This is a genomic window from Thalassoglobus sp., assembly GCF_048270125.1.
GTDB lineage: Bacteria > Planctomycetota > Planctomycetia > Planctomycetales > Planctomycetaceae > Thalassoglobus.
In genome coordinates, this window is record NZ_JBLWTN010000027.1 from 24,467 (window position 1) to 43,174 (window position 18,708).

Here is an 18,708-nt window from a genome sequence, read left to right on the forward strand (position 1 = left end):
ATCCGAGCCTGAACATCATCATGAAGATTGAATAGGGATGAGGCGGATGGCTGCAGTTCAGTACTTCAGTTTCCCCCTATCTCTTTAGCCACCGGTGAGTCACCGCGATGAAATGGCCGCCAAAGATGTAGCGATATTACTGCAGGCCAAACCTGAACATGCTCTGTGAGATCGCTTTTCTCTAAGCACTCGTCCCACTTTCAGAAGTTTCTGCTTAGCAAAACGCCTCTGCCGACCAGACAATCTCCGTTGCCAAAGTGAGAAATAAACCCTTGGCACGCATCGGCGATTTCTTCTCATCTTGGTTGCGGTCAACTATACTAAATGACGAGTGATGAATCGGGGCATCACAATGCGCTTTGATTCAGCCTGTTCCACATTCGTAGTCAATTCAGTTAAGAAAAACGTCCTCTATGCCTGTTCTTAATCAAAGCCAGTTATTCGAGCTCGCAAATCGGATTCTTTGTGGTGCAGGGATTCCACCAGAAGACGCGAAAATTGTGGCTCAGGAACTTTCCGATGCCAATATTGTTGGTCACGACAGCCACGGTGTGATGCGTTTGATGCAATACATCGACTTTGTGCGCGATGGGCATGTGAAACCGAACGGAGAGTTCGAAATCGTTAAACAGGGTGGAGCGTTTGCGATTATCGATGGGCACTTCAACTTCGGACAGGTGACAGCTCGCAAAGGTCTGGCGCTGGGAATTGAAATCGCCCGGACCGCTGGGACAGCGACTGTGATGATGCGGAATTGCAATCATATTGGTCGGTTAGGAGCGTATACTCACGATGCTGCCGAGGAAGGCTTCGCCGCGATGATGTCCGTGAATGCTCCCGGACCTGGAGGTGTCGCCCCCTTTGGAGGGATGGAACGCCGCCTCGGGACGAACCCGATCAGCATGGCTGCACCATCGCTCAATGGACATTTGGTTCTGGACATGACGACCAGTGCGACAGCCGAAGGAAAGTTGCGCGTCGCAAAACAATCTGGACAATCGGTTCCAGAAGGAATGATCATCGACGGACATGGAAATCCTTCAACCGATCCGAATGCATACTACGACAAACCTTTTGGTTCGATCCTGCCATTGGGTGGACCGCTCCTCGGGCACAAAGGTTCGGGATTGTCGGTCATGGTCGATGTCTTCTGCGGGATGCTCTCTGGAAGCGGCGTCTGCCGAACGGATCTTCCTCGTGGTGCGAATGGTGTTTGGATGTACTTGATCGATGTGGAACAGTTCCTGTCGCAAGATGAGTACGATCAATGGATGAGCAAATATGTCAGCCACATTAAAGATTGCCCCAGACTCCCCGGCGTGGATGAAATTTTACTTCCCGGAGAAATCGAAGAGCGTCGCAAAGTCGAACGTCAGGCGAATGGAGTCAATATCCCGGATGAAACGTGGCGTCAATTGAAAGAACTTGCAGCAAGCTTGAACGTGTCGCTCGCGGCATTTCCTGACTGAGCAACCTGCTGACTTCGACGATCCGGAAACAGGCTGCGATCTACGTTGTTGGCGAAAAGTCGTTTGTGTTGTTCCAGTGAGATTCTTGCGCCTGCAGATCTCTGAGATCTCACTGTTTGTTCTGATGACTGCTCGGACCGATCGGATGATCGGGCCGGCAGTCTAATCGTGTCGGTCTCTTTCTCGCTGCAAGCTTGCAGCTGACTGAACGTTTTTGCAGGTCTCTCTTTTTCACCCGGCGGGTCTCGATCGTCAGGGCCTTGGACATTTCGAAAATCCACCGCCTCGTTGAGCTTTCTTTCTGATTCCGTTGGTGGAAGGTTGCAAAGCAGCTTGATTGCGAGCCGCTCAACTTTCGGGAAGAATTACCTCGAAACCCGCGTTTCTTTAGGGTTTTGGGTGCTTTTTGGGGATTGGCACGCAGTTCGCTCTAGCCATGACTACGGCTAACGATGAATCAATCAACATCAAAGATAAGGGGAATCACAATGGTGACTCGCGAAGAACTGACAGGGAAATGGGAACAGGTCCAGGGACAGTTGATCGAAAAATGGGGCGAGTTGTCTGGAGATACGCTCGACCAATTCCGTGGAAACACCGAACAGCTGGTGGGGCTGATTCATGAAAAGACCGGCGCCGCCAAGGAAGAAATTCAGAAGTACGTGGACAGCACGATTCAGAACATCTATGGCGCTTATGAAGGTGTGAGCGAGCAGATGGAAGTGCAGCTCGACCATGCCAAAGAATTGGTGAGACGCAAGCCCATGGAATCGCTGGGAGTGGCCCTCGGAGCTGGAGTCGTCACCGGACTTCTTGTTGGTTTGATTCTCTATCCTCGCCGGTAGTGTTTCACCAAGGTTCTCAGGTCTGCCCAGAACAGGCATTGTAATGGCCTCTCGTATTGAGAGCTAAATTCAAGTTTTGGGACAGGTCTGAATCACTCTTCACGTGACAATTTCTAAGGCTGGAGAAATCAAGATGAATGGCTTTGACAAACAAACGAATCCCACAGGCGTTCCGTTTCGCGGGACAGGGAAGGCAACCGATTTTCACGATGTTCGAGACTACCATGAAGAGCCGAACGTGGGCGGTTACGTTACAGATTTTTCCAAAGAGCATCCGCTGACTGCAGTCTTGTCGGTTTTTGGATTTGGTCTGATCGTGGGAGCCGGTGTCGCGGCAGCGATGATCACTTCGAAAGAAAAACAGGTCTCAACTCACCATTCGTTTGGTGACATCAGCAGCATGCTTGGTGATTCGATGGCGAAAGTTGTCCCTGAAAAAATGCGAGGAGCATTTTACAGAAGCTAGCATTTTCAATGCTTGTCGTGCCCGTGAAGTTCACTTTTATGACTTCACAGGCTGCTCGCCACGAGGCATGTCACGAATACGATGCCGGAAAATGATTCTGGCTGCTGCTGGGCATGAGTGAACCACCAAGACCCTGCTGATGTCTCGCTCGGCCCAGTTCATCGATTCAGCTCATCTGTTCGGAACAGATCTTGTTCGTCAAACGATGCGATGGTTGCTATTCAAATTTTGTTAGAGCTCAAAAACAATTCTGTGTTTGACTGGAGTGATGATGCCTAGGAATGAAATTCAATGTGCGGAGGATGCTTGCCGAATTCGTGATCGAATGGGCCGCATTCGAAATCAAATGGACCGCGAGGTTAAGGGACTGAAAAAAGGAGCAGGGAATCTGCTCAGCATCCATCACCAGATGAGATCACATCCCTGGGTTGGCGTCGGAGCTGCAGCGCTGATTGGATTTTTTATCGTTCCTGCGCGGAAGAAGCGACAAGAGATTCAGCTCGATGAGCAAACAGTTCAAAACCTCATTGAACGGGGTGACATAAAGGTTCACGCACAACGAAAACAAAAGAAGTCCTGGGTTCGTTCGGCAACCACGTTGGCAACGAATGCTGCTCTTCGGGCAGCCCTGGCCTACGCTGGGCAACAATTTGGAAAAGTCTCCGGCACAATGGCTGCGGACGATAAAGCGTCTGTGAACGAAGTTGAAGTTAATTGATTGAACGTTGCAAAGAGCACCCGATGATCGAACGCAAGATGAGATGAAACATGATTGGGAACGGAAGAACAAATTCGTTGACTTCACCTGAGATGCGAGAAGCTTCAGGCGAGAAAGGCTCGAAGACATCCTTAAAGCAAGAGGTGAATCGATGGAAAACGTGGGTACAAGACAATCCAGTGATCGCCCTGAGCGGAGCGATCGTGTGTGGAATGGCTCTCGGATGGGTCGTCAAGAGAAAAGCGTGAAGTCAGAGGAGGGACATGCCCCTCGGGAGCACGTGAGCAAAAATCTGAGAGGCTTGGTTGGCGATGCTATCAAGCTCGTCGATCTTCAATTGCAACTGTTTACGGTTGATGTTCAGGACTTTTGGAGTCAGGCCAAGATCGGACTTGCCCTCGTCGTTTTCGCGAGTCTCACGCTGGTGTGTGGTCTGATCGTTTTGTTTTTCGGGCTCAGTGCCTTCCTGGAAAGTCAGCTCAACTGGTCTGAGCATGCAGCCTTTTTCACTGTTGGAATTGCGGGGATCGCGGTTGCTGGAGGATTGCTGTATTGGGCAGCGAGACGGATTACTTACTCAGCAGAAAAACTGACCCGTTCAAAAGAAGAACTTTCAAACAACCTGAACTGGTTTCGAGACGCATTCTCAGATGACGATTAAGGTCTTCGTTTTATGAACGCAGCAATCCGAATCAGCGAAGATTCACGACCAATTCACTGATACTTAAAGTCGCAAGCGAGGCTGGTTTTCAAAACTTTTAGCACTCATCTCTGCGTATGAGACAGTGCAAATGTTTTACACAACATATTTCAAACAGGGATCAAACCAATGAATCAATCTGAATCTCAAACTGCCCCACTCGAACAGTACATGCCACCAAGATCAGCCGGCAAAGTATCCTCACAGCAACTCAACCCTGTTGAGGATGTGCAAAAGTATGTGGTTGAATTTGCGAAGCAACAGCCTCAGACAGCCGCTCTGTGGTGCTTCGGGATTGGTTTTCTTGTGGGTTGGAAGCTGAAGCCCTGGTAAGGGTTGGGCTCAAATTTTTCCAATGAAGCCCTGGCAGGACTTTTGGAGTCGTCGAGGTTGATTCGACCTTCGATGAGACATTCAATGTTTGTCAGGGCTGAATTATGAACTTCGTTTTGGTGTTCGACCGTGGATCATGGTAAGTAGCCAGCGAAGTCACAAAGGTGATCGTCACGGACGCGATGGACACGAAAGCGTGCGAATGGCATCCTCTCCGTTTTCCGTGAGCATGATTATTGATCCTGTTCTCACTTGAATGAATTCCATGAACACCTCAATTAAGGTTGTTGACCCCACTGGCAAGCCTCTCGCGGGGGAGCCAGAGAGCGGATCGGATAATTCGGATTCGCGGTCCTCTCCAGCTGAAAAGCTCTCCTCGCACGTCGATGCAACTGCGAGCGAAATTGCGAGTGACCAGCATGAGGAGCCAGCGACACTGAGTTCGTCGAGTCAAACTGCCAAAGATGATTCAAAGGAGAGCGAAGAAGATCAGTCCCAGAAAATGTTACGGAGGTTTGTCCGCTTCGAACAACGGGAATCTGTGGCACTGATGATTCTGGCCGGACTGGCAGTGCTTTATACACTCTTTCTGACGCGAGCCATTGCTCTTCCGATTACATTTGCATTGCTCATCGCATTTACGTTGCGTCCCATTGTCCGGGTGCTGAAGCGAAGGCATATTCCCAACACTGTTGGGGCGCTGATTATTGTTTTTGTCTTAGTGCTGTTCAGCCTGGTCGCGATCTTTCGGGTACTTGAACCTGCTCAGCAATGGTCTGCGGATGCGCCTCAAAACATTAAGCTACTCAAAGAGAAGCTTCAGCCGTTGCGAGAAAAGTTCGGCGGGATCTCCAAATCTTCTGAAGTCATTCAAGACGCGACAAATGGCGGGGCCGTCGAGCCGATCTCCGTTCAAATCAAGCAGTCGTCGCTTTCGAGTAATCTGGCGATCATGAGTACAACAGGAAACATCATCGGCAGTATGGTGTTGGTCCTCACGTTGTCGTTCTTTTTTCTCGCCTACGGGGATGACCTGACTAACAGCGCGCTCCATCTTATGTCGACATATTCAGAGAAAAAAAGGGCGGTTGAGCTGATTCACGGTGTCGAGCGGGGCATCGCTTCTTATCTGCTCACGGTCACTGTCATAAACTTTCTGTTGGGTGTTGCAGTGGCTGGTTCGATGTATCTTTGTGGTGTCCCTAATCCGATGCTGTGGGGGTTTATGGCATTCAGTTTTAATTATATTCCGATTCTGGGAGCTCTCGCCGGTGGAGCGATCCTGCTTGCGGTCAGCTTCCTGGCCTTCGATTCCCTGCTCTATGCGTGTGTTCCACCAATGGTCTTTCTTACATTGACCACCATCGAGGGGAACTTTATCACCCCATCGATTTTGGGACGGAGAATGAACTTAAACCCGATCCTTGTCTTTATTGCTCTGATTTTTTGGGGCTGGGCCTGGGGACTTGGCGGAGCCATTCTAGCAGTCCCGTTACTCGCAATTACGAAAATCGCCTGTGAAGGTTTCGAAAGGACACTCCCGATCGCGATCATGATTGGAGATACTCGCGAACGTGGTGATCCTTCGTAATCGATTTCAGAACGAGTCGCGTTTCGACAGCAGCCAAGAGCGCGAAGACTTGAAAAGTCTGGCATGTCGGGTCACGCAGCTGAGCGGCTTGGTTGAGCGGAGACCAGCACGATTGTGAGTTCGATTGTGCGTTCGTCTAAGCTGCGAAGCCCGCGACGAGCACTCACGCGGACACCGTACGTTTGAAGCAAACTGAATTCGACCTGAACGTCTGCGTCTGAGCTTTCGCACCAACCTTCCGGGAGAGACTGGAAAGCGGGAGAGACCGGAAGGTGACAATGGCGGATACGTTCCCCCGATAGAAAGTGCACGGAGAGGGTTCCCTCAAGCCGTTCGGTGCCGTCGAATAGACGAAACCGCCGCCAGGACTGGAGGATTTCCTCCGCTTCCATTTCGCTTTCCTCGTCGCTCTCTTGAATGTCCACAGACGCCTCAGAAACCGTAGGAGAAGCCAGCGCAGGCTCTGCTGACTCCTGCGGCTCAGAGTTCTTCGCAAGGGCCGCTGTCACAGGAATCGCGCATAACACGATTCCAAACATGGCTGCACTGATGCCCATGCTGAGCGGAGTTTCAAAGGAAATCAAACTGGCCGTGAACAGGCAGGCCAGAATGCTCCCCAGGATCAGTGATGCGATTGCCCCGGAATTTAGCTTTCGACAACAAGTGATTCCATACACCGCTAGAACCAGAAACGGAACCGTTCCCAGGAAACTGACCGGCACTGACGAGTCGACAATTTTGAGGAAGACATCTACTAAGACGCACGCGATGAGTAGGCCCAACAGCCAGCCAGGCCAGGCAGTGAGCACTTTTTTTTCTTGAATTCGCAAGGGAGTCCCTTCCCAGAAGTATTTATGTATCCCCGGAATATGTCGAAAATCCGAGAATAGGACAATGTCTGTTCTGGAAAGCACTAAAAACGAACACAGCCGGTCACTTTTGCGTGACCGGCTGTGTTCGTTTTGTGTAAGTCAAACTCTTGAGTTTGAGTTCATTCGCTCTGTTTACTTGACTCGTGCAGGTGCAGGTGTTGGGGAATGATGTTTTTCAATGATGACTGATCCGGTCCGATTTTGCTTGCTGACTTCCTGAGTTGGAGGATCACAGCTGATTGAGCATTGATTCCAATCACATTCATCCTGTGTGTCAACAAAAATGGACCCGGTCGTGATCGACTTGAAGCCACAGTATCCTCCGAACCTTTTACGGGCACTGAATCCGGAGTAGCAATAACTTTGATTTAAGGACCCAAACGCGTCTCCAACATCATTCAATTCTTGAGTCACAGCATGTTGCACTTCGCTGAGGCCAACAATCATCCCCAGGACCAGCAAGGTGCCTATGAGAATGAGTTCTGCGGAGACAATAAAACCGGTTTCATCGTTGAAAAGTGTCAGTAAAAGCATGGCATGTTTCCCTATATTATCTTTGAAGTGAGACAGTCAATTCAGCACGAATCGCCAGGCTCTGTGGTTGAGACCATCCTGAAGCGGATTCGTCAGCTTGTTGGCAAGTCGGTCAGACGCTCGACCTGTCAAAGCGCTTCCAGTGCTTTTTGTGCCCGTCAAAAACGCAGTCGCGACTTCACAGGCTGTTCGTCACGAGGCAGAGAGCGAAAGCAACTTTTTGGAACGTCTCTCTTGCCTTATTTGATACGGTATTCGCGTTCTGTCTCGTGGAGTTCCGTCTTTCTTTGATGAACGATCAGCTTCACGGACTTGAAAAGCACGAATGTACTCTGGGTGTTTCAGAGATGAGAGATTCAGTCAGTCAGGTTGCGTGTCCGACTGACTGAATCAACTCATCACAGGGAACTGAAGAGAGCGGGCGACCTGGGATCAGCAGGTCAGGGAACAGTGCTCTCTCAGTTGCGTTGTATTTGATGCGACCTTGGCGACCGCGATTATTGCTACTGCTTGTGTAATCAGGGCAATACGCACAGGCCGTGCCAGCTGTAGAATTCATATAATCGTTGCGACCGAACCTTTGCTGTAAGAGGCATTGTGTAATGGACTTACGTATTCAAGAGCCTGTTGGGAGCGATCATTTGCACAACGGGGATGATTGAATACCGCCTGAGAGTTGAACGAAATGTCTTTGTCGATGTTCAAAAAATTGAACGTCCCTGAAGCGTCAAAGTTCCCTGATCTAGAGCATCTTTCGAATTGGTTTGCAGGTTCTGCCTCGTGGCGAACAGCATTTTTACTGGAGAAATACGTTCTTCACGGGCACACGGTAGAGCAAACTGCTCTAGGGCATCTTTCGAATTGGTTTGCAGGATCTGCCTCGTTGAGTACCACGTTTCTTGAGAGGACCGTTTCATTACGTGCACAAACAAGCATGAATCTGCTCTCGGGGAGGCTGAAGAAGAAAAGAGTCACTTCCTGGTGACTCAACGCGACCTATAGTTTTTCGAGAGAGTGTTCACGTCAGAGCAGATGGCTCGACCGTCTCCCGGAAACGATGCGTTTCGTTCTATGAATGGCGTCTTTCCATCGGACAGAACGCCTACATCATTTTCGAAAATGCACGAGAAAGCGAATGCGATGAAGTGTCAGAGTTGTGGTGGTCCCCTGAACGAAACAGCTGGCCGTGGAAGGTTGGTCTGCACATATTGTGGAACTCTGAACGTTCCGAAAGCGGGCAGACTCTCTGCGGATCGCATCACCCTGCTCGAAGAGTTCAGCGACCATCGATGTCCCGGTTGCGAGCAGCAACTCTCCAGAGCGATGGCTGATGAGGCATTCGTTGAGAGCTGTTCGAGTTGTCAGGGGATTCTTTTCGAGAGAGACGTTTTTATGTCTGTCGCCTGGGATCGGCGAGGCCAGTTTCAGGGAGCCGAAGAGACACCGATTCCGATCGATCCAGCAGAACTTAAAGAACGTCGTAACTGCCCGAAGTGCCAGCAGTTGATGGAAACGCACCCCTATTACGGCCCGGGCAATGCAGTCATCGATTCGTGCCACCGCTGCCAACTCGTCTGGCTCGATACTGGCGAGCTCACCGCTATTGAACGTGCCCCCGGCCAGCGTCAGCTTCGGAGCTGATTGATTCGCTTCCAGCCTGCCGGACTTTTCTTGGCATCCGAAATCAAATAGGAAAACGCCCCTGCGAAAGTGGAAAGCGGGGCTCGTTATGCCGCTTCGTTGAGAGCCTGGATTCGGCCTTCGCTTAGGCGGACGATGCGTTGTGCCTGCTGTGCGATGTTGTCGTCGTGAGTCACCATGACAATAGTCAGCTTCCGCTCATCATTGAGTTTGTGAAGCAGTGTCATGATTTCCCCACCCGTGTGAGTGTCGAGGTTGCCGGTTGGTTCATCTGCCAGCAGGATACTGGGATCACCGATCAGAGCACGAGCGATGGCGGCTCGCTGCATTTCTCCCCCGGAAAGCTCAGAGGGTTTGTGGCTGAGTCGATGGTCGAGTCCCACCTGTTTGGTGATTTCGAACGCCTTCTCTTTGAATTCGTTTTTCCGCTTCCAGTACTCCCAGGCAGAGTGGCGAATCATCAGCGGTGAGAGAACATTTTCAAGCAGCGTCAATTCTGGCAACAGGTGATAGAACTGAAATACGAAGCCGAAAACGTGGTTGCGAAGTTGATCACGAGTTGTCGCGGGGAGATTGTCGATGCGGTTTCCGTCCAGCCAGACTTCCCCGACGTCCGGTTCATCGAGCAGGCCGAGCAGGTGCATGAGAGTGCTCTTTCCCGATCCGGACTGCCCGACGATGGACAGGAACTCGCCACGTCCGACATTTGCGTCCACACCTCGTAAGACAGGAACTTTGTGCTCACCTTTCAGGTAAGCTTTGTCGAGAGCTTTCGCACGCAAGTGAAGTGGTGGGGTCATGGGAAGTGTCGGCGGTTGAGACATTAGGAACTCGTCTTGAGGGCCTCGCTGTCAAGGATCCTTTTGACAGCAAATGCGACAGTGCTATTTGTATCGAAACTATTCGTATCGAAGTGCCTGAACAGGATGTAAACGGGCAGCACGCCGAGCGGGGAGGACACTTGCCAGCACAGCGATCACGATTGCCCCGATCGCCACCCAGACAACAGTGGCAGGGTGCACGACGGTGGGAATTTCACGGAAGTAGTAGATGGCTTCGTCGAAGACTTTTCGGCCGGTGATCATCGAGAGGAGTTTCTCGATTTCATTGATATACCGCACGAACAGCAGTCCAAGAATCACACCCACTCCACTTCCGACGACTCCCAATGAAAGACCGTACGAAAGGAAAATCATCATGACACCTCTCGAACTGGCTCCGAGTGCCTTCAGGATGCCGATGTCACGTGTTTTCTCAACGACGATCATGTAGAAGATCGCCAGAATTCCAAAGCCGGCAACGGTGATGATCAAGAATAACAGGACATTCAGAATCGCAGATTCCATCGCGACTGCTTCGAGCAACGGTCCCTGTTTTTCTTCCCAGGTCCGCACCTGAAAGGTTCCCGGTTCGAGTCCGGAACGGAGACGACGAACAACTTCGCTGGCGTCGTTGTAGTCCTTCAATTTGATTTGCAGCGACGTGACCGCGCCATTCTTCCAGTCAAGATTTTCTTCCGGTTTCGTCGGATCGGGTGAGAACAACATCCCGCGAGCCATTTGCAATTGTTCGAGATTGCAATAGACGAGGTTCGAGTCGTACTCACTCATTCCACTTTTGAAGACGTCACAGACTGTCGCTTTGAAGTTGGCAGGTTCTGGCTTACCGGTTTTGATTGTGGTCAAGTTGACGTCCTGGCCCGGTTTGACCATATACATCACGTGCGTGATCCCGGTCGCTTTATCCTTGTAAGGAAAACTGACCAGACCAGCCCCAATGTAAATGCGTCCGAACAAGGGAGCAGTTGGGTCGATTTTCTCTTTGGTGGCATTAGAGAGAAACGGATCGTCATGATTGAAAACCGGTGGAGCGTCCTGACTTGGAGTCAGAGTTTTGATTTCCTGGTCCGTTCCTGAAACCTGGACGAACGGATCTTCCCAGTTTTCCAGACTCGGTGGTTCGCTCGCGACTGCAAGTTCTACGCCCTGTTCTTGAGGAGCGGGCGCTTGCTGCGGCGTATTCCCGACGAGAGGGACGCCAGAGGTGACTCGCTCGCTGTACTGGTGATCGAACTGTTCTTTGAACTGTTCCCATTCCACCCATTCTTTGCGAGTTTCCTGAGCCTCTTTGGTCAGGTCCCAATTGAGTGGTTCATCGAGCGAACGCTGAGCTCTTCGAACGATTTCATCCCCCTCGGTGATGTCCTGCCGACTTAGCATATAGCCAGCAAATGGACTGACACGGTTTTTTCCTGCGGGGTCAATTCCGACAAGCGTCACCGGTCGATAAACAGTTTGGCCAGCCCAATCGAAACTGACCATTCCGTAGATTTCTACGGTCGGAGTCATCGCTTCGATGTAACTGCCGGCCAGTCTTTCGACCTCAGCCATGAGATGTCTGGGATCGTCGGTCCCATCCGTGCTGGTGGTTTCGATCATCACGTCGGAAAGAATGGCGTGAATCCGATCCTTCATCTGGCTACTAAAGCCAGACATGACACTATTGACGACAATCATTGTGGCGACACCCAATGTCACACTAATGATGCTCGCCAGAGCAATATAGCGGGTCCGCAGGTATCGATTCGCTAATAAAAACTTGTACATTCGCACTCCTTTGCGATCGGCGACTGGCCGATTTCGCCGGAGTGTAGCGCAGATCACGACTTGAGTCGAGGCGAGATTTTAGAGCTTGTTCAGTCAGTCTCTGTTTTTTGTAAGTTTCTTTTATGAAAGTGCTTACGCAATCTGTCTCGTACCCGGGGCACCGTCAGAATCCGATTACGGCATAGATCAAAATCGCAAAACTGCTCGAAATTGCGATCCCGCTCCAGGCTGCCAGCAGGGGGAGACCGAACTTCTGGAGGTCAGCCTTTTCTGTTTGCTCGGTTGGCGGCTCTGCTTTTTGTAAAAATCGCAGCAGTCCGGTGATCGAGATCAGTAGCGACAATGCAAACAGCACCAGCCTGGATGCGCCCGTGGGGCTTTCTGTCGAAAGCGGCAGGCTTGCTTGCCAGAGAAGAAAGTTTCCGATTCCGCCTGATGTGATCGCGAGCATCGACACGCCGATCAAACCGTAAGCCAAATGGTTTTCCATCAACTTCCCTGAACGGATCAGCTCTTCGCGGAGAGACAATAGGATGAGCGCTGCGAATTGTGTGAGTGATGAGAGCAGGAGAATGATCATTCCAAGCTCTGGAGTAGTCACCAATAAAAATAACGTGACATGCTGCGACCAGACGACAAGTCGAGCCAACCTCAGCGACGAACTCGAATTCGCCATCAGTAAGAACGATGTGTAAACCAACCCCAGCAATGCCGGAATCTCTAAGACTTCGCAGACTCCAAGCCAGCTTCCTGGATCAGGTTGGATCAAAATTTTATAAGCCAGCAGAAGTGCGACTTTCGAGACGATGATGAGTCCCACCCGAAGTTGCAGCGAGCCATCTTCGAACAGTTGCACAATTTGAGTGTGAAACGGTACGAGTCCCGATAAAAAGCCGATGCCGAGCAAAATCGAAAGGGCTGGCAAAAGCTGGTACTGCTTCCAGAGAAAATCGGCAGCTGGGTGCTGATCGGTCGATCTTTGAATCAGACTCGTCAGATCCGAGAGAATCGTGGTACTGGCTCCCGGAAGACCGTGAGGGGCTGAGCGAACAAACGCAGCACAGGCGACCAGCCATGCCAGTCCGGCAAAGAGCCAGAACCACCCGATGGTTTGCTGTCGCAGGACGGGTCCGCCCTGCTTCGCCGCCAAGGGGATCAGTGAGAGTGAGACAAACGCAGCCCCAGCCATGAGCGTGAGCACATCGTTCGAGACGATCAGCACTGTCGCTCCCAGCATCAGAAACGAGAGTGAAGAAGCTGCCGGATGCGAACTTTGGTTCTGCCAGCAGCAGGTGATTGTCGCCAGCGGTAAGATCACAAGGAACGGCCAGCTGACGAAATCGAATCGAAATGAAATGGAATTCAGAATCCCGCTGGCAGATTCGGGAGTGGATGTGGGGATTCGCCATTCAATGAATGCTTCGGCACTCCCATCTTGCGACCATAGCAGAACGCCGAGGATGAGCCACGTCATTGAGTGGAAGAGAGAGCAGATCGTGAGGAAGGGCCTTCCTGTCCCCTCTCTCGAGCGAGAGCGAAGTTGCACAAGCGTAAGTGTGCTCAACACGTGTAGTAACACGCAGTTGGCCAACATTTCAGAAGAAAATTGAAACACGCTGACAGCTTGTCTGAGGCATGAACGCAAAGCATCTTCGGTTGGAACCGAAAACGAAACGCGGATCATAGAATGAGAACCTGTGCTCTTCTATGTCAAATCAAAGGCGAATTGGGTGTGCTTTGATTTTCTCAAGAGCCTGTGCGAGTTGCTGTGCGGCGATGGCTCCCTGCAGGAGAAATGGGTGATGCAGGATCACGAGCGACTCATGAGCTGCATCTGCATGTTCGAGAATGCCGACTTGTCGGAATCGTCGACGCGAGTGAATGCGGTGGAGTGCCGCAAATCCCGGATCGAATGGGATTCCCTCAGCTCGCATCGCCCGGCAAAACGTTTCTCTCGACAGACCGGCAAAGGAATCGACGTCGTACCAGAAGCCGAGTTTGTAGTAATCAGCTGTGGTCTTCGGTCCTGATAAGAAAGGACGAAGACCCTGTGAATGGTCCGACAAGTTGCGAATTGCAGTCACCGCTTCCAAGCGTCGTTGGTGTCGGTCTTTGAGTTGGTCAAGTTGTGGTTCGAGAATCGCAGCTTGCATTTCTGACAGCGGATAAGCTTCATTCCCGCGTTGAGTATAGAGTCGAATTCGCTGAGCGATGTCATCTCGACAAGTCAGTACGGCTCCGCCTCTTCCCGCTGAGAGAAGTTTGGAACCGCCAAAGCTGAGGACAGCGACATCTCCGAAACTGCTAACGCTTTGCTTATCAATGCTTGCCTGGCTTGATGTCTGGCAGCAGTCTTCAATGATGCTCAATCCATGCGTCTGGGCAACTTCGCGGAGTTTCGGCATGTCGACCATTCCCCCGTGTAAATGGGAAGTCAGGATCGCTTTTGTTCGAGGAGAAATAGCCTGTTCGATCTCTGCGACATCAAGTTGCCCGTCATCTTTAGAAATATCGACCAGAACCGGTGTCGCTCCGAGCAGGGTCACATTAATGAAGTTCGCTTTGAAGTCGTAAGCAGCGAGGATGACTTCACCACCATTGCTGATTTTCAGTCCACGCAATGCCAGTTCAACGGCTGCGGTTCCGCTGGATGTGAGTAAAACATGCTCTGCCTGATACTCAGTTTTCAGCAGCTCGACTAGCTGAGTTGTATGCTCTGCATGATACTTTCCCCAAGCTCCGGAAGCTTGTAAGTCTGCGAAGGCCTGTTGAATGGCAGCGTCTGAGATGGGCCAGGCGGGTGGACCATTCGGAATCACAGGCTCGCCGCCTGAGAAAGCAGGGATATTAGATAGAGTAGACACGCAGAGGTTGTAAGCTGATCTTGCCTTCGACTTCAAGTGCGAGTCGAGAGCTTGTTGTTACAGAATGCTGAACTCATCCAGATCGGTAGCGAATCCACCAATGGAGCCGTGCTTCATTGTTTGGGTGAATTGATCCACCCATTCTTGCGGTGGAACTCCGTAAGGTCGGAATTTTTCTGACAACCCGGTCTCTTCGCGATGCAGGAAAGCCCGATGCGTTCCCAGCCGGGATGCGATTGGTGATTCGATCAAGTTACTGGAGTCGGCCTGATTCATTTGCATGGCGACACGAAGTTCGAACTCTTTCATTGTGTGCCGACTGAAGCAGCGCTCGACATTGTTGTACGAATCGCACCAGATCACGAAATGAATCCCGAAGATCGGTCCCTCTGTGAGCAGGTTCGAGAAAAGTTTTCCCGGGTCCGCCGGTTTCTCCTCCGCGGAACTTCCGAATCCTCCCAGTCCGTAGTCGTCTTCAACTTTGCGCAGGTCACGAAACTTGGCGATGTTGTGAATGAGTACGAAAACTGGCGGGTGTTGGTCGTCTGGATTTTCCGTTCTGCGTTCCAGTTCTGCCGTCAGAGATTCCAATGACTCTGCTGCCTCTCGAGGAGTGACATACTGAGTGGCAGTGGGCAGGCTGTTCAAGATTGTTTTCCACCGCTTCGCTTCCTCCGTTTCGGGGGGATTTCCATCAAAGAGGTGGAGCGTTGGGAATGCTGGTTCGGCACAACTGGAGGCTGCGAACGTCATTGCCGCAGAGGTTAAAATTCCGGTGGCTGTGAGGGAATCCTGTCCGACGACGAGAAGATGGCTTCCGCTTTGGCGGTGGAATTGAATCGCAGTGGGTGGTTGAATTTCAACGGCATCGCCCAACCAGATCGTGGGGGCGGGCAGAGGTTTTTCTCTTGTCGAGAAGGACTCTCCCAGCTTCTGGAGTTCTTGGTTGATGCGCAGATCGGACGGAATGTTTCCTTCAAAGACGATTGGTGGATCGCTTTCGATTCCGAGGCGTTCAGCTTTCTTGTTCAAGGTCTCCAGGTATTCGCGTCGCTCCTGGTCACCCAGCCAGCCAATTTGAAAAGGATGGTTCCCTTGCATCATTCCGTTGGCATCGTTGTAGATCGCTTCTCCCGGACGCGTGAGGAGTCGGGCCGCAGTGTTTTCTTCGCTGAGAATCAAATGAGCATCGGCTTCGCTGCACTGCAAAGCGACGCGCACCGCGACTTGCCCCAACGTTGTCCGCGCCAAAGAGTATGCCCCTCCGAGGGTTTGTGATCCGAGAATCACATGCACGCCAAATGCACGCCCTTGCCGAACCAAACGGTCCAACAATTTCGCTGCGGTGTCGCTGAGTTTGTCGTCTTCAATGAAGAATTCCTGGAATTCATCGACAATGAGCAAGATGCGAGGGAGAGGAGTGTTCGGGTTCGCATCCCGAAACCCAGCCACATCCTGTACGCCATGCCGGCGAAACAGTTCACCACGTTCTTCGAGGACTTGATCGAGTCGTTGTAACGCACTCACACCGAATTCGCGGTCACTTTCAATCGCGATCACTTTTGCGTGCGGCAAATGGTTTGTTGCATAATCTTTGAATTCGACTCCTTTCTTGAAGTCGATTAGAAAGAAATTCACTTCATCGGGACCGTAGTGCAGCGCCAGGTTGGTAATCATGATGTGCAAAAAGGTCGACTTTCCGGAACCGGTTTTTCCGGCGACCAACATATGTTGAGAAGTTCCTTTACCCAGACGCATCGATTGCAACTTCGTTGCTCCCGCCCGGCCTAACGGGATTTCGAGTTCGTGTCGCGAATCCCGACTCCAGATTTCACTCGGTTGAGGAGCGATCCGGTCAAAGGAGACTTCCACTCGCCGTGCGTCCTTGGATGCCTCGCCCACCATCTTGACGATGGACGTAAACTGAGCCGGTTCAGGAGGAGGATCGATAGAAATCGGCCAGGGAGCCAAAGCAGGTTCCGTGGCATGAAAATTCTTATCCTTCCACTCGTAGCCTGTCATGTGGGGTTCAAGGTCGGTCAGTTCAAAATTGTTCGGCAGCGGCTTCGTAGGGTCCATGTTCATCAAGGTGTAAACCCCGCACCGTGGTCCGCTGTTGACGATGCTGACCAGTCGTCGTGCAGCGATTTCGCTGAATTTCGCAGGGAAATCACTGATGACAAGAATGTGATACGGCTCTGCCACTTCTCCGGCAGACTCGTTGTATTCTTCGATCGTTTGAAATTCGTTTCGCAGGTAGGTTTGAAACACGTTCTCCATGTGCTCTGTTAAATCCGCCAGACGAGCTTCAATTTGCCCGGTCTCCGTCCAGATTCGGTTGGTCACCATCAACTCATCGTAGTCTGCAAGGTGCATGAAGCCGCCAAAACTTTCGCCCAGTCCAATGGGGTCGATCAGCGTGAAGCGGAGTTTGCCAGGAGGGATCAGTAAGAGCATCCGCAGCATCATCGTTTGCAGTGCATCGATGGCTTGGGTTCGGGCCGTGTGATTCGGAGACTTGAACAAGGTGGAGGTGGTTCCGGGAAATTCAACTTGTCCGGGAAGTGAAAACGTTGTTGTTCGAGGAGCGAGTCTCATCTCTTCGGGAATGGCGTCCGGCCAGTTGTGAAGATCGATGTTCACGCGACCATGTCGGATTCCGCGCGGCATTGCTTTGCGCGGATACCAGTTCTCCTCCGTGATATCGTTCCAGTTCTGGTTCGTTTCCTGATCTGCCTGATTGATCGTGTTGATGGTTTCAAGAAATTGATTGCATGATGTTTCCCAGAAACTTTTCAACGAGATCCAGAGTTCTGTGTTCTGGCGACTCTGCTCGCTCTGGATTTGATTTAACCGGGATTCGAGATTCTCAATCATCTCGCCCCAGCGTGTTTTGGCTTCGTCTAACCCTCTTTGATGTCCCGAGTCAATTTGCTGAAGCTGTTGATCTCGCTGAGCGATTGTTTGAGCACGTTCTTCATTATATTTGGCTTCTTCCTGTTTCAGATTCTCCTGACGTTCGGTTTCGATTCCTCGGACGATCTCAGCGTGAGTCGCTTCGTAGCGATTCAGTGCGAGATCACGCTCACGTTCAATGCGTCGTTGCTTAGCATCTCGTATCTTTTCCTGTTTTTTGAGGTCTTCCTGAACGAGGGTCATCCATTGTGCGTGCGACCATTGTGCGTCGTTGTGAAGTTGTTCAAGCTGTCGAAACAGGTCCGATTGACGCATTGCGCCCAGCGAATACAGGATTGTCGTCATCAGCAAGCCAGCAACCATGCCCCCGCCGGAGGCAATGCCGACCCAACTCGGCTGGAACCTGACTCCCTGAACGCCGACGAGTAAGGGGGCGACAAACATGTAGATCGGGACCGTGGCAATCAAAGTGAAGACTGCGAAGACGATCAAGCCGCGAAACCCGGAGAACAGACGTGGGATGATTAAGGAGCGGAGTGTTTGGAAGACGGATTCGGAAGCTTCGATCGTTTTTTTGAATTGCTCAAGAGCTCCGGCTGCTTTCTTGTAGGCTCTCCCGTGTGGCGGTGTGTCATCGATCGTCCAGTTTCTTTCTTCAGCCAGACTCTTCAACTGCGTCTCAAAAGCGAGCAGGAAACTCTCCTGCTCCTCCTGTGTTTTCAGTTGAATCGACTCGAACTTTTGGTACTCACGCAGCGGGCTGTCTTCTGCAGAGTCGTCCAGCACCGACGAGACAACCCATTCACTATCTTCGCGTTTTTGTTCAAGTTGCAAAGAGGCCTGGTCTGCTTGTGCGTTTAAGCTGCGCACGAGCATCTCGTAGGCGTTCTGATGTTGTTCGAGTTCCTTTTCGAAGTGACCGCTGACATCGTTGCGAACAGAGAGATATTCCTCTTCTAGCTGTTCGATTTCTTGAGCGTACCGCTCTTTGGCAGTCTCCAGCTGAGTTCGAAGGGCGACTTGCTCTGGATTGGGACCAGCTTTCAATTCGGACAATCGCTCTTCCTGTCGCCGACGTTCAGCGACGTCAACTGCAAAGCGTGTGAGCAATGATCCGTAGTCAGACATTCGGTCCTCAACCAGTTTTATGTTC

16 protein-coding genes are annotated in these 18,708 nt (G+C 51.4%); 9 read left to right on the top strand and 7 right to left on the bottom strand.

What is annotated here, in order from left to right; translation table 11 throughout:
* The first annotated feature begins 413 nt into the window (after positions 1 to 413).
* The 8 genes from ACN0YR_RS20780 to ACN0YR_RS20815 all read left to right on the top strand — a co-directional run bounded on the left by ACN0YR_RS20780 (position 414) and on the right by ACN0YR_RS20815 (position 6,122).
* Positions 414 to 1,469, top strand: a complete 1,056-nt coding sequence (locus ACN0YR_RS20780; RefSeq protein WP_417851138.1) for an Ldh family oxidoreductase — start codon at positions 414 to 416, stop codon at positions 1,467 to 1,469.
* 488 nt (positions 1,470 to 1,957) lie between these two features.
* Complete coding sequence (locus tag ACN0YR_RS20785; RefSeq protein ID WP_417851139.1) at positions 1,958 to 2,314, top strand: CsbD family protein; 357 nt, start codon at positions 1,958 to 1,960, stop codon at positions 2,312 to 2,314.
* A 133-nt stretch (positions 2,315 to 2,447) separates the two neighbouring features.
* On the top strand, positions 2,448 to 2,780 hold the full coding sequence (locus ACN0YR_RS20790; protein ID WP_417851140.1) for a hypothetical protein: 333 nt from the start codon (positions 2,448 to 2,450) through the stop codon (positions 2,778 to 2,780).
* 268 nt (positions 2,781 to 3,048) lie between these two features.
* Positions 3,049 to 3,498 (top strand): hypothetical protein, encoded by a 450-nt coding sequence (locus tag ACN0YR_RS20795; protein ID WP_417851141.1) that lies wholly within the window; start codon positions 3,049 to 3,051, stop codon positions 3,496 to 3,498.
* Positions 3,499 to 3,575: 77 nt separating this feature from the next.
* A complete protein-coding gene (locus tag ACN0YR_RS20800) occupies positions 3,576 to 3,746 on the top strand; it encodes a hypothetical protein (protein WP_417851142.1) in 171 nt (56 codons plus the stop codon).
* Positions 3,743 to 4,159: a phage holin family protein gene (locus ACN0YR_RS20805; RefSeq protein ID WP_417851143.1), complete on the top strand. Its 417-nt coding sequence runs from the start codon at positions 3,743 to 3,745 to the stop codon at positions 4,157 to 4,159. The genes ACN0YR_RS20800 and ACN0YR_RS20805 overlap by 4 nt, the downstream gene beginning before the upstream one ends.
* A gap of 168 nt (positions 4,160 to 4,327) precedes the next feature.
* Complete coding sequence (locus ACN0YR_RS20810) at positions 4,328 to 4,531, top strand: hypothetical protein (RefSeq protein ID WP_417851144.1); 204 nt, start codon at positions 4,328 to 4,330, stop codon at positions 4,529 to 4,531.
* A gap of 265 nt (positions 4,532 to 4,796) precedes the next feature.
* The gene (locus tag ACN0YR_RS20815) at positions 4,797 to 6,122 is read left to right on the top strand and encodes an AI-2E family transporter (protein WP_417851145.1); all 1,326 of its coding nucleotides are present in this window, start codon (positions 4,797 to 4,799) and stop codon (positions 6,120 to 6,122) included.
* A 71-nt stretch (positions 6,123 to 6,193) separates the two neighbouring features.
* Here the strand turns inward: ACN0YR_RS20815 and ACN0YR_RS20820 are convergent, their stop codons facing one another.
* Entirely contained in the window at positions 6,194 to 6,952 is a 759-nt protein-coding gene (locus ACN0YR_RS20820; RefSeq protein WP_417851146.1) for a hypothetical protein, read from the bottom strand.
* 174 nt (positions 6,953 to 7,126) lie between these two features.
* On the bottom strand, positions 7,127 to 7,528 hold the full coding sequence (locus tag ACN0YR_RS20825; RefSeq protein ID WP_417851147.1) for a hypothetical protein: 402 nt from the start codon (positions 7,526 to 7,528) through the stop codon (positions 7,127 to 7,129).
* Between the two features lie 1,140 nt (positions 7,529 to 8,668).
* Between ACN0YR_RS20825 and ACN0YR_RS20830 the strand changes: the two genes are divergently transcribed.
* Positions 8,669 to 9,169 carry a zf-TFIIB domain-containing protein gene (locus ACN0YR_RS20830; RefSeq protein ID WP_417851148.1) on the top strand — a complete coding sequence of 167 codons (501 nt, stop codon included), beginning with the start codon at positions 8,669 to 8,671 and terminating at the stop codon, positions 9,167 to 9,169.
* A gap of 86 nt (positions 9,170 to 9,255) precedes the next feature.
* Here the strand turns inward: ACN0YR_RS20830 and ACN0YR_RS20835 are convergent, their stop codons facing one another.
* From ACN0YR_RS20835 to ACN0YR_RS20855, 5 genes are all read right to left on the bottom strand, one after another.
* Entirely contained in the window at positions 9,256 to 9,993 is a 738-nt protein-coding gene (locus tag ACN0YR_RS20835; protein ID WP_417851149.1) for an ABC transporter ATP-binding protein, read from the bottom strand.
* 75 nt (positions 9,994 to 10,068) lie between these two features.
* On the bottom strand, positions 10,069 to 11,775 hold the full coding sequence (locus tag ACN0YR_RS20840; protein ID WP_417851150.1) for an ABC transporter permease: 1,707 nt from the start codon (positions 11,773 to 11,775) through the stop codon (positions 10,069 to 10,071).
* 163 nt (positions 11,776 to 11,938) lie between these two features.
* Positions 11,939 to 13,249 (bottom strand): hypothetical protein, encoded by a 1,311-nt coding sequence (locus tag ACN0YR_RS20845; protein ID WP_417851151.1) that lies wholly within the window; start codon positions 13,247 to 13,249, stop codon positions 11,939 to 11,941.
* Between the two features lie 241 nt (positions 13,250 to 13,490).
* Positions 13,491 to 14,639, bottom strand: a complete 1,149-nt coding sequence (locus tag ACN0YR_RS20850) for a DegT/DnrJ/EryC1/StrS family aminotransferase (protein WP_417851152.1) — start codon at positions 14,637 to 14,639, stop codon at positions 13,491 to 13,493.
* A 57-nt stretch (positions 14,640 to 14,696) separates the two neighbouring features.
* On the bottom strand, positions 14,697 to 18,683 hold the full coding sequence (locus tag ACN0YR_RS20855; RefSeq protein ID WP_417851153.1) for an FtsK/SpoIIIE domain-containing protein: 3,987 nt from the start codon (positions 18,681 to 18,683) through the stop codon (positions 14,697 to 14,699).
* Positions 18,684 to 18,708: the final 25 nt, after the last annotated feature.

Excerpts from the sequence above, each read along its gene's own strand:
- ACN0YR_RS20825 (WP_417851147.1), bottom strand. The coding sequence starts at position 7,528 with ATGCTTTTACTGACACTTTTCAACGATGAAACCGGTTTTATTGTCTCC.
- ACN0YR_RS20795 (WP_417851141.1), top strand. The coding sequence starts at position 3,049 with ATGATGCCTAGGAATGAAATTCAATGTGCGGAGGATGCTTGCCGAATT.
- ACN0YR_RS20855 (WP_417851153.1), bottom strand. The coding sequence starts at position 18,683 with ATGTCTGACTACGGATCATTGCTCACACGCTTTGCAGTTGACGTCGCT.
- ACN0YR_RS20815 (WP_417851145.1), top strand. The coding sequence starts at position 4,797 with ATGAACACCTCAATTAAGGTTGTTGACCCCACTGGCAAGCCTCTCGCG.
- ACN0YR_RS20790 (WP_417851140.1), top strand. The coding sequence starts at position 2,448 with ATGAATGGCTTTGACAAACAAACGAATCCCACAGGCGTTCCGTTTCGC.
- ACN0YR_RS20845 (WP_417851151.1), bottom strand. The coding sequence starts at position 13,249 with ATGACGTGGCTCATCCTCGGCGTTCTGCTATGGTCGCAAGATGGGAGT.
- ACN0YR_RS20780 (WP_417851138.1), top strand. The coding sequence starts at position 414 with ATGCCTGTTCTTAATCAAAGCCAGTTATTCGAGCTCGCAAATCGGATT.
- ACN0YR_RS20830 (WP_417851148.1), top strand. The coding sequence starts at position 8,669 with ATGAAGTGTCAGAGTTGTGGTGGTCCCCTGAACGAAACAGCTGGCCGT.
- ACN0YR_RS20810 (WP_417851144.1), top strand. The coding sequence starts at position 4,328 with ATGAATCAATCTGAATCTCAAACTGCCCCACTCGAACAGTACATGCCA.
- ACN0YR_RS20840 (WP_417851150.1), bottom strand. The coding sequence starts at position 11,775 with ATGTACAAGTTTTTATTAGCGAATCGATACCTGCGGACCCGCTATATT.
- ACN0YR_RS20835 (WP_417851149.1), bottom strand. The coding sequence starts at position 9,993 with ATGTCTCAACCGCCGACACTTCCCATGACCCCACCACTTCACTTGCGT.
- ACN0YR_RS20785 (WP_417851139.1), top strand. The coding sequence starts at position 1,958 with ATGGTGACTCGCGAAGAACTGACAGGGAAATGGGAACAGGTCCAGGGA.